The sequence below is a fragment of the Tenacibaculum sp. SDUM215027 genome (genome assembly GCF_050566205.1).
Lineage (GTDB): Bacteria > Bacteroidota > Bacteroidia > Flavobacteriales > Flavobacteriaceae > Polaribacter.
In genome coordinates this window covers 20,124-33,480 of sequence record NZ_JBNXUE010000004.1, presented here as the reverse complement: position 1 = coordinate 33,480, position 13,357 = coordinate 20,124, and the positions used below count along the sequence as shown (strand labels likewise).

The following is a 13,357-nucleotide window of genomic DNA, read 5'->3' as shown; positions in this document are numbered from 1 at the left end:
CAAGGTTTAAAACCTTGCTTTTCCTTAATTTTTATTGAATTTAAACTATTTTAATTCTCACTTATAGTATTTTCTTTAACTGACAGTAAATTAGCAAACAACTTATATGCTCCAGGAACACCTGCTGGTAGTTCCCTAAAGAAACTAAGTCCTGTATAGATATAGTTTCCTTTTCCGTATTTAGCAACTAACAAACTTCCTTTTTTAGCTGACTCCCCTTTGTCATGCATTGATAAAATAGGTGTGTATTCTGCACTCCATTTATTAGGAAAATACAATCCACGTTCTTGCACCCATCCGTCAAAATCAGCTTCCTCAATTTTATTTGGATAGTTTAGTATAGAATGTTCCTTTGCTAATAATGTTACCTTGGCTTTTTCATCGGTAACTCTATCACGAGACAACTGTAAATTGTATGGAGCTTGTACATCCACTCCTCTATTGGTGTTGTACTGTACAATTACGTTTCCTCCGTTTTTTACATAGTCTAACAAATATTTTTGTTTAAACTGTAACTCTTTTATGGTGTTGTACGCTCTAATACCAACAACAACCGCATCAAACTGTTCTAAATTACCATTAATTTCCTTTACATTCAATTCTGTTACTTCGTAACCAATTTGTTGTAAACTTTCAGGAATAGCATCTCCTGAACCTTGTATATACCCTATTTTAGTGCCGTTCTTTTGAATGTTTAAGCGTACAACTTTTGCTTGTGATGTTAATAGTACTGATTGCTTAGGAATATGATTGTAGTTGATGTCTATCAATTCTTTATCATAACTTTTACCGTCAACTTTTGCTATGGATTTTAATACCCCTTCTGATTCGTTTTGTGTTGGAGTAACAGTAAAATCAATCAGTTGAATATCTCCTTTTTGAGCTATAGAAAATTTCGCTTCACTTGGCATAATACTCCATCCTTTTGGAGCCTTTAACGCAACAGTACCATTCGTGTTTTTTGACCCTGAACGAACCTCTACTGTAACTTTTTGAGAATTTTCTGAAGAAAAAATTAGTACTTTGTTCAATAGTTTTGTTGTTACTTTAGGTAACACCTCAAATGGCTCATAAATTTCTCCTTTATTTCTTTTTGAATATCTATACACTAACGGTTTTCTAAAAGAAATAGATTGATTTTCAATCATCAAATTGAATTGTATTTGAATTGGTCTTGGTGTTTCTGGTTTCCCTCTTAATTTCTGGTTTTCTACTGTGTACATTCCCAAACTCCAAGGTTTTTGTAACCAATAAGGTGATGAATACGGGATTTCAGGTATCGAAATAGCTTCTGTAAACGTTTTCTTCTCATTATTCGCTAAACCTAAGCTTTTATCTACTTTTTTATTTTCTGGAAGTATTTTTATTGAGGATAACTCCATTGAAACTCCACTTCTATTTAATACTTCAAAATCAATATTAATTGTACTATTTGGTGCTGCACTAGAACTTTCTGCAGAAGCTTCTAAATACAAACCTGCACAGGCTTCGATGATTTCTTTTAGCTCTCTGGTTTTAATTACCTTCCAATGTTCATCTTCTAGTTTTTGAACTTTTTGATAGGCTTTTAATAATGCTGGAAGATGTTTTGACGGATTTACAAAATCGAAGTTTTGTTCTACTTCATATAAAATATCTCCTATTTCTCCACCACCTTCTACTCTATTCCATGTGGTATTAATTCCTGAAAAGATATCTTTTTTGTCTTTAGGAAAATCTCCCTTTAAAAATTCTACATATTCTGTTTGGGTTCCTCTTGTGGTTAACCTTCCAAACCCTTGACATAAATGCTGACTACTCGCTATTGATGCCAATTCATTATTCGACAATCCTTTTAAAGGATAATACGTTCCAATATCAAAACTTAACATCTTACTTTTATCTGCTTTGGCAAATTTTTCTTGACTACCATAAAACCACCAAGAAGTATTAAAAAATAGCCTGTTTGGTTTCCATGTATTGGTATATTGTAACTGCTCTGGGTATTTTGTTTTATCATTAGCCAAATCAAAAGCTTCAACACTTAACATTGCCGAAGAAGTGTGGTGTCCGTGAGTTGTTCCTGGAGTTCTGTGATTAAAACGATTGATAATCACATCAGGTTTAAAAGTACGAATTGCCCAAACTACATCAGCAAGCACTTTTTCTTTATCCCATATTTTTAAGGTTTCATCAGGATGCTTCGAATAACCAAAATCATTCGCTCTTGAAAAACGTTGCTCTCCTCCGTCTACTCCTCTTGCTGCTAACAATTCCTGAGTACGAATTACTCCTAATAGTTCACGCATTTCAGGTCCTATTAAATTTTGACCTCCATCACCTCGGGTTAGAGATAAATATCCTGTTCTTGCTTTTTCATGATTAGATAAATACGCTATTAATCGTGTATTTTCGTCATCAGGATGTGCTGCTATATACAACGCTGAACCTAAAAAGTTTAATTTTTGAACTTTCTCATAAATTTGGTTTGAAGTAAGTTTTTGTGGTTTTTGTGCGTTTATTGTTAATGAAATCAATAAAAAAGGTAGCAGTAAAAGTACTTTTTTGTGCATTTTTAATAGTTTGAGTAATACACAAATGTAACTTTTTTAACTAAAGTATAAGGTACATTAACAAAATGCTAACATTTCTGCTATAAAGAATAAAGCTACTTTTCTTTTGTAGGAAAGAACTAAAACTATTTTTTTAATCTAAAAAATACTCTTCCTTAAAACCTATCAAATACAATTTTTCTTGAGCACGAGTTACAGCTGTATATAACCAACGTAAATATTCTACCGATGCACCATCTGGTAAATACGGTTGCTCTATGAAAATTGTTTTCCACTGACCTCCCTGTGATTTATGACAGGTCATTGCATAAGAGAATTTTACCTGAAGAGCATTGAAATACTTATTTTTCTTCACTCCCATAAACTGTTTATACTTTGATTTTTCTTGTGCAAAATCCTCTTTTACGGCTTCGTATAAACGATTAGACTCTTCGTAAGTTAATGACGGGCTTTCACTCGTTAATGTATCTAAGAGTAAAACCGTTTCAAAAGGTTTCATATCAGGATAATCAATCATACGAACTTCTACTTCAGCAAACTTAAATCCGTATAATTCTTTAATTGAATTGATGCGCATTACTTCGCAAATATCACCATTCGCTATAAATCCTGCCGAAGAAGAGTCTTTCAACCAATAATAGTTGTTTTTTACCACCATGACATAGTCTCCTGTAGAAATTTCATTTTCTTGTCCGCGGATTTTAGTTCTAATCTGTTGATTATACTGATTTGCTCGTTTATTTGATCGTACGATAATAGCAGTATCTTCTACTCCTATTTCACCATCGTATGCAGTTGTTATAGCATCTTGAATATCATATCCGTCTTGTAATCTAATAATGTCGGGGTAATTTAAATCAAATTGAAAATGTGTTGAATCATTCTGAATCAACAAGCGTAAATCGGTTGCATTTGCTAAAATTCCCGAACCTTCTTCTTGTCGAACCACTTCATCTAACTCAATTTCAGTAACCTCTTTATTAAATTCAAAAGAGAGTTTATCTGCCTCTAAAGCTGGACTCATTGTTAATTTTACTGGTGGTAACTGCGCTGTATCACCTATAAAAATAATTTTACAATTTTTTCCAGAGTACACATATGAGATTAAATCATCTAGTAATGAACCATTTTCAAACAATTTCGCGTTTTGTTTTTCATCAGAAATCATAGAAGCTTCATCTACTATAAAAAGTGTATCGGTATGCTTATTAGGCTGCATCACAAAATTTACAGCTCCACTACTCTGTTTTTTAGGGAAATATATTTTTTTGTGAATTGTAAATGCTTGTCTATTAGAATATCCTGAGATTACTTTTGCTGCACGCCCTGTCGGGGCTAGTAAAACTGCTTTTTGTCCTATCTTCCATAAATTATGTACAACAGTACTTATTATGGTTGTTTTACCTGTCCCTGCGTATCCTTTTAGTAAAAATAAAGCACGATTATCATCTGAAAAAATAAAATCAGTTAAGACATCTAATAGCTCATTTTGCTTCTGTGTAGGTGTATACGGGAATTTTTGTAGTATTTCTTTATAAAATTTCGGAGCAGTTTGTATCATATTTCAAATAATATTCAAAGATAGGCCTATTTGTAAATAATTATTTTCATCATTGAAAAAAAATTGTAGATTTGCGAATATCATACATTAAAAATTAAAAAAATGAATTTATTATTAATGATTTTAGCAGCTGTTGTAGTTGCAGTTCTTTTAGCATTACTTGTTGTTAAGTTTGTTCCTCTAAAAATGAGATGGTTAGTTTCATTATTATTATTAGGAGCAACTGTCTTTTTAGTATATAAAATTTATAATGGTGTTATGGAGCCTATTAATTTTAACAAAGACAAGAGAGTACGTTATGCTAAAGTTATTAAGAATTTAAAATTAATTCGAGATGCTGAAGTAAAATATAAAGAAGTTTACGGAACATATACTAACAATAAAGATACTTTACTTACCTTTATTCAGAATGGTCAATTAGCTATTACTGAAACTAAAAATGTTGAAAAAACAATTGAATTAGGTGGAGGTATTACTAAAGACATATCTGTTAAAGTTATTGATACTGTAGGTTACGAGCCTGTTTTAAAATATTTTGAAGGTAAAGAATATGCTAAAATGTTTGAGGTACCTGGTACAACAGAACAGTTTGAATTAGCTACAGGTAGAGTTGAAAAAGTTGCTGGATTAGAAGTTCCTGTTTTTGAAGCGAAAGTTTCTAAGAAGCCTATTTTAACAGGAATGAATCCTTCTTTAATTAAACAAGAAGTAGAAGCTATTGAAACAGATCAAATTAAAGGTGAGTTTGTTTCTGTTGGTTCTTTAACTGAAGTAACTGTAGGTGGTAACTGGCCTCCTTATTACGATAAAGGTGAAGCAATTGCAAAAAAAGAATAAAAAAAATAGCGCTTTTGCGCAACATAAAAGTCTATCCATCCAATTTAGTTTGGATGGATTTTCTTTTTGTATCTCAAACTCAGAAACAAAAGAGCCTCTTCTTTTTACTGAGTATACTTTCCCTAGTTCTATAGCCTCTCCTGAACTTTTATTAGAAAAAATCATCCGTATTTTTGATACTGACAAAGATTTACAACAAGACTTTACAGCTGTTTTTGCTATTCATCAAAACAGTTTAGCTACGTTGGTTCCTAACAAACTTTTTGACAGAAACAATTTAACTCCATATTTAAAATATGATGTTAAAACATTAAAAACGGATTTTATTACCTACGATTTTCATACAGTAATAGCTGCTAACACAGTTTATATACCTTATGTGAATATTAACAATTATCTTTTTCAAAACTTTGGAGAGTTCGAATACAAACACCATTCAACAGTTTTAATAGATAAACTACTTAGCTATTCTGAAAATGATTCTGAAGAGCAGTTTTTTGTCCATGTCTCTTCTTCTCACTTAGATATTCTAGTTTGTAAAGAAGGAAAATTATTGTTTTACAACTCATTTTCTTACAACACAAAAGAAGATTTTATCTACTATATTCTTTTTACTGCTGAACAGCTACAAATGGATCCTAACTCCTTTCAATTAACCTTTATTGGTGATATTGAAAAAGAATCAGATATTTACTCTATTACTTATACATATGTTCGAAATATTCATTTTATGAACCCTGTAAATAGTTTTTTTGCAGATAGTGATGATTTTTCAAACCACTCTAACTTTATACTTATAGCCTAATGCGAATTATTTCTGGAAAATATAAAAGTAAAAGAATTACAGCTCCTAAAAACTTACCTGTTCGCCCTACAACTGATATGGCAAAGGAGTCTTTATTTAACATTTTGAATAACCTCTATTACTTTGACAATATTTCTGTACTAGATTTATTTTCTGGAACGGGAAATATTAGCTACGAATTTGCCTCGAGAGGTACACAAAACATTTATGCTGTTGATGCTCATTATGCTTGTATAAAATTCATCAATCAAACGGCTAAAGATTTAGATATGGACATTAATAGTTATAAGAGTGATGTCTATAAGTTTTTAGAAAAAACACCTCTTAAAACAGATGTTATTTTTGCAGACCCTCCTTACGACTTTGAAGAAAGTCAATTTTTAAAAATTGCTGATATTATTTTTGAGCGTAATTTATTAAATGAAGATGGTCTTTTAATTATTGAGCACTCTAAGCATACTGATTTATCTCAGCATCCTTTTTATAGCTATGATAAACGTTACGGTGGTAATGTTTTTAGCTTTTTTGAAGTTATTGAAAATAACGAGTAATAATATATATACACAAAAAAAAGGGAACCAATTGGTTCCCTTTTTTTTGTGTATATATATAACTAAGAATACATTTTCTCTCTTAATTCTTTTACTTTAGGATCATCTAAATACTCATCAAATGTAGCGTATTTATCAATAATACCTTTAGGTGTAATTTCTACAACTCTGTTAGCTACTGTTTGTGCAAACTCGTGGTCATGTGTAGTAAACAACACAGTTCCTTTAAAGTTAATTAATGAGTTGTTCAATGCTTGAATAGATTCTAAGTCTAAGTGGTTTGTTGGCTCATCTAACATTAAAATATTAGCTCTAGTCATCATCATACGAGATAACATACAACGTACCTTCTCTCCTCCTGATAATACGTTACTTTTCTTTAAAGCTTCTTCACCAGAAAAAATCATCTTTCCTAAGAACCCTCTTAAGAAAACTTCTTCTCTCTCCTCTTCTGTCTGTGCATATTGACGCAACCAGTCTACTAAATTTAATTCCCCATTTTGGAAAAATGATGAGTTATCAGCCGGTAAGTAAGACTGGGTAGTTGTTACTCCCCAACTGTATTTTCCTGCATCTGGTTCTTCATTTCCTGAGATTACTTGATAAAAAGCTGTGGTCGCTTTTGAGTTTTTAGAAATAATGGCTACTTTATCTCCTCTATTTAAGTTGATATCAACTTTTGAAAATAATAATTCTCCTTCTACATCTGTTTTAGAAAGACCTTCAATATTTAAAATTTGATCTCCAGCTTCTCTATCTCTATCAAAAATGATTGCCGGATAACGACGTGAAGATGGCTTAATTTCATCTACATTTAACTTATCTATCATTTTCTTACGAGAAGTAGCTTGTTTTGATTTTGCAACGTTTGCAGAGAAACGACGGATAAATTCTTCTAATTCTTTCTTTTTATCTTCTGCTTTTTTGTTTTGCTGTGCTCTTTGTTTAGCTGCTAACTGAGAAGACTCATACCAGAATGTATAATTTCCTGAATAATTATTAATTTTTCCGAAATCAATATCTGAAATATGTGTACAAACAGCATCTAAAAAGTGACGGTCGTGAGATACTACTATTACTGTATTATCGTAGTTTGCTAAGAAGTTTTCTAACCAAGCAATTGTTTCAAAGTCTAAGTCGTTAGTTGGCTCATCCATGATTAACACATCAGGATTACCAAATAATGCTTGTGCTAATAACACACGTACTTTCTTCTTTGAATCTAAATCTGCTAATAAAGTATAGTGATCTTCCTCCTTAATACCTAAGTTGGACAATAAACTTGCAGCAGAAGCATCAGCATTCCAGCCATCCATTTCTTCAAAACGAACCTGTAATTCACCTATTTTTTCTGCATTTTCATCAGAATAATCAGCATACAATGCATCTATTTCTGATTTTATTTTGTGCAGTTCTTTATTCCCCATTAACACAGCTTCTAAAGAAGTATACTCATCAAAAGCATAGTGATCTTGTGTTAATACAGACATTCTTTTCCCTGGTTCTAAATGAACTTGGCCTGAGGTAGGGTCTTGTTTTCCTGATAAAATCTTTAAAAATGTAGATTTTCCAGCTCCATTAGCTCCGATAATTCCGTAGCAATTTCCTTGTGTAAACTTAGTGTTTACTTCATCAAACAAAACACGTTTTCCAAACTGAACTGATAAATTAGAAACTGATAACATGTATATTTTTTTTAATTCCGTGCAAAAGTATAAAAACTAAAGACTATAAAAGAATTTGCATGAAAGTTTTTAACATCTTACTTTTGGCTCGTTTTAATTCTTTTTAACAACGAATTAACAGCCTAATAATAAAGAGTTATCTATTTTTGAACTCTAGTATTTAGGGTAATTTAAATCATGATTAAGTATTTTATACCTCTCATATTAATTGTATTTATTGGATGCAACGAATCCAATAAAAATAAGCCTACCTATTTTGGGGGTAAAATCATCAATCCTAAATGTGACTTCGTTATACTGTCTGATAATTACGACTTTAACGATACCATTCCACTTAGTAAGAATAATACATTTTTAGGAAGCTACTCTAAATTTAAAGAAGGTTTATACGTATTTCATCACGGTAATGAACTTCAATATATTTATATGCAACCTTCTGATAGTTTATTAATTAGGTTAAACACATGGGATTTTGATGAATCTTTAGTTTTTAGTGGTGTTAATGCTGAAAGAAATAACTTATTAATTGAATCATTCTTGCAGTATGAACAAGACACTAAAAACGCATACGAATATCTTTCTTTACCTAAAAATGAATTTTTAGCGAAAATAGATTCAATAAAATCTATTAAGAATATCATTTTTGAAAACTATAAAACTCGTAGTAATGATGCTTCAGGTTTTGTAGATATTTTTGACATCTCTTTAAATTATCCTTTGTATGCAAAACTAGAAGAGTATGCTATCCAAAGCTTAAATGAAGAAGTATCACAAAAAATTAGCAGTTCGTATTTTGATTATCGTAAAAATGCTCCGACGAACAAAGACTCTTTAATGTTTTATGGTCCGTATTACAGGTTTATTATTAAAAAAATACAGAATGATGCTTACCAAAAAAGTAACGGAATAAAATCAGAAAAGTTTACACAAAACTTATTGCACGCTATCAACGAGAATGTAACTCTTGAAACTGTAAAAAATAAAATGATGTATAACGCTGTTATTCGAAATTTTTATGAAGAACCAAATAGCGAAATGAAGAGTGAAGCATTTTTTACTTTCTTCAAATTAAACACCAATAATGAACATAAAAAAAATGTTCAACGTTTAATTAATGATTTAAAAATATTAAATAAAGGAGAAAAATTACCTTCTTTTAAGCTAATAGCTGCCGATGGAGAGTTAAAAGACTTCAATAGTATTTCTAAAAACAGAAACACAGTTGTACTTTTAAAAAATTATAAATATGCCTCAGACGACTGGGTGTCTTCTCGTTTTAACTATTTAGTTAAGAAAAATCCTGATGTTAACTTTGTTTTGGTTAACCTATGTGATTCTTCAAAAAGGTTTACTAAAAATGTAGATGTAAAGTATCAATACACCATACCTAATGAAAGTGCAGTATGTGACTTTACTTCTAGTAAATTTCCTCGTATGATTTTAGTTGATAAAAACGGAATTATTCAAAACGGTTATACTAGTTTATCTGCAAAAGACATAAACCTAGAAATCAGCAATTTACAAAAAACCAAATAGTTAACCTCTATTCATTTTATTTAGTGTACTTTTGCACCGTCCAAAAAAAATCGTACTAGACGATTTACATAATAATTAATTATAGAATTCGCGGAGGGGCATCTGTGGGTTCTCTAAAAACACAGTATGTCAACATTTTTAGATTTAGGTTTGCAAGAACCTATCAACAAGGCGTTAACCGATTTAGGTTATGAAAAGCCAACAGTAATTCAAGAAAAAGCAATTCCTCAAATAATTTCTTCTTCGGATGATTTAAAAGCATTTGCACAAACAGGTACAGGTAAAACTGCAGCCTTTAGTTTGCCTATTATTGAGCTTGCTGATCAAACAAGCACGCACACGCAAGCAATCATCTTATCTCCTACTCGTGAACTAGCTGTTCAAATAGGTAAAAACATTGAAGATTTTTCAAAATACTTACCTAACTTAAAGGTAGCCACTGTTTATGGTGGAGCTAATATTGAAGAACAAATAAGAAAGCTTAAAAAAGGTGTTCAAATAGTTGTAGGTACTCCTGGTAGAACCGTAGACTTAATTAAAAGAAGAGCTTTAAAGCTTGGTAATGTAAAGTGGTTAGTACTTGATGAAGCAGATGAAATGCTTAACATGGGCTTTAAAGATGAGTTAGATCAAGTTTTAGAAGCTACGCCAAATACTAAACAAACGTTATTATTTTCTGCTACTTTTCCTAGAGAAGTAGAAAATATTGCTAAAAACTACATGACAAACCCTATAGAGGTTACTTCAGGTCAAAAGAATCAAGGATCTGACAACGTAAGTCATGAGTATTATTTAGTAACAGAAAGAACACGTTACCCTGCTCTAAAAAGAGTAGCAGATTTAAATCCAAATATCTACGGAATTGTATTTTGTAGAACTAGAAGAGAAACTCAAGAAGTAGCCAACAACCTAATAAGAGATGGTTACAATGCTGATGCTTTACACGGAGATTTATCACAAGCTCAACGTGATTCAGTAATGGAAAAGTTTCGTAAAAAGACTATTCAAATATTAGTAGCTACTGATGTTGCTGCTCGTGGATTAGATGTTAATAACCTAACACACGTTATCAACCATAAATTACCAGATCAAATAGAAAACTACAATCACCGTAGTGGAAGAACTGGTAGAGCTGGTAATAAAGGAATTTCTATTGCTTTAGTAAGTAAGAAAGAACAAGGTAGGTTACGTCCTATTGAACGAATTATAAAAAAACAATTTGTTCATACCCCTGTTCCTTCTGGTAAAGAAATTTGTCAAAATCAATTATTTCACTTAATTGATAAAGTGCATAATACCGAAGTAAATACGGATCAAATTGAAGGTTTTTTACCTGGTATTTATGAAAAATTAGAAGACTTAACTCGTGAAGAATTAATTCAAAAATTTGTATCATTAGAGTTCAATACATTCTTATCATACTACGAGAATGCTCCCGATTTAAATAATTTATCTTCAAAAGATAGTTCTAGAGGTCGTTCTTCTAGCGAGAATATGACACGTTTCTTCATCAACTTAGGAAGAAAAGATCGTTTAAATCCTGCAAAACTAATAGGTTTAATCAATGATCAAAATATTGGTGACAAGATTGAAATTGGTGCTATTGATATTTTAGATACTTTTTCTTTCTTCGAAATTGACAAAACCTTCGAAAAAGAAACATTAGATGCTTTTGCTTCTAATGACCCAGATTTTAATGGTAGATCAGTAAATATTGAAATTACTAAAAGCGATCGTAGTGGTGGTGGAAGAAAGCCACGTAGAAGCGGAAGCGGTGGTGGATTTAATGGTAAAAAACGTAGAAGCGATAACCCAACTGATGGTAAAAAAAGTTTCGGTAGAAGACGTAGCGAAAGTAGTTCTTCTAGAAGAAGCGATAATAAACCTGCAGCAGGTTTTGGTAGAAAGCGTAGAAGAGACTAATAAAGGAACTTGTTATATAAAAACCAAAAAAGCAGTGAAGTTAACTTCACTGCTTTTTTATTTCTTAATGATTAAGCTATCTTAAGACGATTCTTTAAAAACTAAAATACAGATGTAACATATTTATAGCCGTATTTTCTTTTACTATTCCAGGAATATCTTTTAGAATAAACACTTGCTACTTGATTAGCTTTTTTCTCCTCTTTAAAATTATCTGTTGCTGTCATATTATTGTTTTTTAAGTATTATATTAATTTTTGTATACTTATATGACGTTGATAACACACAGTTGTTACATACCTTCCATGTATTTAACAGATTTTTAAGAAAGCTTAAACACTAATTTACAACAAGTTAATCAACTTAACTTTCTATTATATTGTTTATATTTTTTGTAGTAATATTTTATCAAAACAACAACAAATCATTTTATTGATTTCCTAAAATAATAGGCATTCCACTTTTTCCTGAACCAATAATAACAACTTTACTATTAGTAGAGTTCGCTAGTCTATTGGTAGCTTCAATACCTTTATCTTGTAAAATTTTAGCTCCAGTTTCAATACCAAAAGTAAATTCAGCAGAGGGTTTTATTTCTCCTGTACCCCAACCGTCTACGGGTCTGCCTTTGCTTTTATGGTATACTGTGTGCCTAGTTCGTGTTCTTGCCCTTGTTGTGTAGAATTTGCTAACTGCCAAGCCACACTCCCTGCAAAAGTGGGTGGTGCAATAGTTACACTAAACGGCGATAGCATTTTGCGGTATTTTTCCCAAAATTGTCCTCCTAATTTTATAGTATCCTTTCCACTAACCTCACAATGTACATATATACCCAGTTTACCTTTTTGGTTTTGGTAGGCTGAGGCTATATGCTTTTTTGTTACAGTATCTTGTTGTCTTTTTATATTGCCCGACAAATCATCAAACTCATTATCACCTCGTGCGTTATAGCCTAATAGTGTTGGGGTCTCGTTACAGTACAAGGGTTCCTTATGAAAAATCACTCTATCGCAGTATATGATGAACTATATCTAAAAACTTCAAATTTTTCAGAATCTTTTGGTTTGTGTGTTCTCTTTTATGTCTTCCGAAGACAATATACCTAATCCTTGTAATTTCCCTGTAGCATATTCTAAAGCGACTGCCTTACCGTTTCCCATTAATCTTAAGTGATAATTCTCTATTGGTAACATAGTACCTTTATGTGATGTGAAAAAATCTGTAATATTAGTGCTGAACTCTTGCTGTTCACTATTATCCATATACTCTGCTGTAAAGATGGCTTCTGTTGCTTTTTTCACCTCTGTATACACTTGATTACCATTACCATTATTCAATAAATTCCTGAGTTCAGTAAATCGATTCACAACCGCTTCTTCTAATGTTTTTTCATCCCATTTACCTAAATCTTCTGAATTTTCAAGATTGTCACAATAAGCAGGCAACTCAGCTTCAAACTCCCATTCTTGTTCTATGATTGGAATCTCATTTTCGAAACTTTCTATATCAAACTTTTTAATTAAAGTGTCCTTTTGAGATGTAGACTCAATAATCCCCAATTTTATACTATTTAAGTCTTTAAAAGAAATTTTATTTCCTTTTTGCCAATCAGAACCCCTTATATTTATTCTAATTTTTTGCCTTTCATTTTTCAAAAGATAACTATTTAAGTTTTCAGCTCCCATAAAGTTGCCTTCAATATTCTTTAATACTATAAGATCATTAACTGTAATTTCAAAAGGAGTAAAATACTGATATGTTAAGTAATACTGTTTATTCGTTATTTTATAATTTTTAAGTAGTTCTTTTTTATTTATTTGCCCCTCACATCCGTATATAAATAGACCTAAAAAAATAACCAATAACCTCCCCTTAATTTTTTCCAAAATCATTTGTAATTCAACCAT

General features: G+C 31.3%; 11 protein-coding genes and 1 pseudogene. 5 read left to right on the top strand and 7 right to left on the bottom strand.

The features are described 5' to 3' along the window. Positions 1-50 precede the first annotated feature (50 nt). Complete coding sequence (locus tag ACQYZ7_RS10140; RefSeq protein ID WP_430729635.1) at positions 51-2,552, bottom strand: PIG-L family deacetylase; 2,502 nt, start codon at positions 2,550-2,552, stop codon at positions 51-53. 133 nt (positions 2,553-2,685) lie between these two features. After that, positions 2,686-4,113 carry an ATP-dependent DNA helicase gene (locus tag ACQYZ7_RS10135; RefSeq protein ID WP_430729634.1) on the bottom strand — a complete coding sequence of 476 codons (1,428 nt, stop codon included), beginning with the start codon at positions 4,111-4,113 and terminating at the stop codon, positions 2,686-2,688. Positions 4,114-4,215: 102 nt separating this feature from the next. On the opposite strand from ACQYZ7_RS10135, the gene ACQYZ7_RS10130 reads away from it, so the two are divergent. Genes ACQYZ7_RS10130 through ACQYZ7_RS10120 form a run of 3 tightly spaced genes read left to right on the top strand, consistent with a single transcriptional unit; the run spans position 4,216 to position 6,306 of the window. Continuing rightward, positions 4,216-4,950, top strand: coding sequence for a hypothetical protein (locus ACQYZ7_RS10130; RefSeq protein ID WP_430729633.1), 735 nt, complete (start codon positions 4,216-4,218; stop codon positions 4,948-4,950). Next, the gene (locus tag ACQYZ7_RS10125) at positions 4,925-5,755 is read left to right on the top strand and encodes a DUF3822 family protein (protein ID WP_430729632.1); all 831 of its coding nucleotides are present in this window, start codon (positions 4,925-4,927) and stop codon (positions 5,753-5,755) included. The genes ACQYZ7_RS10130 and ACQYZ7_RS10125 overlap by 26 nt, the downstream gene beginning before the upstream one ends. Continuing rightward, positions 5,755-6,306: an RsmD family RNA methyltransferase gene (locus tag ACQYZ7_RS10120; RefSeq protein ID WP_430729631.1), complete on the top strand. Its 552-nt coding sequence runs from the start codon at positions 5,755-5,757 to the stop codon at positions 6,304-6,306. The genes ACQYZ7_RS10125 and ACQYZ7_RS10120 overlap by 1 nt, the downstream gene beginning before the upstream one ends. A gap of 62 nt (positions 6,307-6,368) precedes the next feature. On the opposite strand, the gene ACQYZ7_RS10115 is transcribed toward ACQYZ7_RS10120, so the two are convergent. Then, positions 6,369-7,991: an ABC-F family ATP-binding cassette domain-containing protein gene (locus ACQYZ7_RS10115; protein WP_430729630.1), complete on the bottom strand. Its 1,623-nt coding sequence runs from the start codon at positions 7,989-7,991 to the stop codon at positions 6,369-6,371. A 177-nt stretch (positions 7,992-8,168) separates the two neighbouring features. On the opposite strand from ACQYZ7_RS10115, the gene ACQYZ7_RS10110 reads away from it, so the two are divergent. Beyond that, complete coding sequence (locus ACQYZ7_RS10110; protein ID WP_430729629.1) at positions 8,169-9,527, top strand: TlpA family protein disulfide reductase; 1,359 nt, start codon at positions 8,169-8,171, stop codon at positions 9,525-9,527. 126 nt (positions 9,528-9,653) lie between these two features. Then, the gene (locus tag ACQYZ7_RS10105) at positions 9,654-11,450 is read left to right on the top strand and encodes a DEAD/DEAH box helicase (RefSeq protein ID WP_430729628.1); all 1,797 of its coding nucleotides are present in this window, start codon (positions 9,654-9,656) and stop codon (positions 11,448-11,450) included. Between the two features lie 101 nt (positions 11,451-11,551). On the opposite strand, the gene ACQYZ7_RS10100 is transcribed toward ACQYZ7_RS10105, so the two are convergent. The 4 genes and pseudogenes from ACQYZ7_RS10100 to ACQYZ7_RS10085 all read right to left on the bottom strand — a co-directional run bounded on the left by ACQYZ7_RS10100 (position 11,552) and on the right by ACQYZ7_RS10085 (position 13,357). Further along, entirely contained in the window at positions 11,552-11,677 is a 126-nt protein-coding gene (locus tag ACQYZ7_RS10100; protein WP_430729627.1) for a hypothetical protein, read from the bottom strand. Between the two features lie 202 nt (positions 11,678-11,879). Continuing rightward, a pseudogene (locus ACQYZ7_RS10095) lies at positions 11,880-11,999 on the bottom strand (prohibitin family protein); the annotation flags it as partial. A gap of 65 nt (positions 12,000-12,064) precedes the next feature. Then, positions 12,065-12,433, bottom strand: coding sequence for a hypothetical protein (locus ACQYZ7_RS10090; protein ID WP_430729925.1), 369 nt, complete (start codon positions 12,431-12,433; stop codon positions 12,065-12,067). Positions 12,434-12,499: 66 nt separating this feature from the next. Continuing rightward, positions 12,500-13,357 (bottom strand): hypothetical protein, encoded by an 858-nt coding sequence (locus ACQYZ7_RS10085; RefSeq protein ID WP_430729626.1) that lies wholly within the window; start codon positions 13,355-13,357, stop codon positions 12,500-12,502.

Excerpts from the sequence above, each read along its gene's own strand:
- ACQYZ7_RS10140 (WP_430729635.1), bottom strand. The coding sequence starts at position 2,552 with ATGCACAAAAAAGTACTTTTACTGCTACCTTTTTTATTGATTTCATTA.
- ACQYZ7_RS10135 (WP_430729634.1), bottom strand. The coding sequence starts at position 4,113 with ATGATACAAACTGCTCCGAAATTTTATAAAGAAATACTACAAAAATTC.
- ACQYZ7_RS10130 (WP_430729633.1), top strand. The coding sequence starts at position 4,216 with ATGAATTTATTATTAATGATTTTAGCAGCTGTTGTAGTTGCAGTTCTT.
- ACQYZ7_RS10120 (WP_430729631.1), top strand. The coding sequence starts at position 5,755 with ATGCGAATTATTTCTGGAAAATATAAAAGTAAAAGAATTACAGCTCCT.
- ACQYZ7_RS10115 (WP_430729630.1), bottom strand. The coding sequence starts at position 7,991 with ATGTTATCAGTTTCTAATTTATCAGTTCAGTTTGGAAAACGTGTTTTG.
- ACQYZ7_RS10110 (WP_430729629.1), top strand. The coding sequence starts at position 8,169 with ATGATTAAGTATTTTATACCTCTCATATTAATTGTATTTATTGGATGC.
- ACQYZ7_RS10105 (WP_430729628.1), top strand. The coding sequence starts at position 9,654 with ATGTCAACATTTTTAGATTTAGGTTTGCAAGAACCTATCAACAAGGCG.
- ACQYZ7_RS10100 (WP_430729627.1), bottom strand. The coding sequence starts at position 11,677 with ATGACAGCAACAGATAATTTTAAAGAGGAGAAAAAAGCTAATCAAGTA.
- ACQYZ7_RS10085 (WP_430729626.1), bottom strand. The coding sequence starts at position 13,357 with ATGGTTGAATTACAAATGATTTTGGAAAAAATTAAGGGGAGGTTATTG.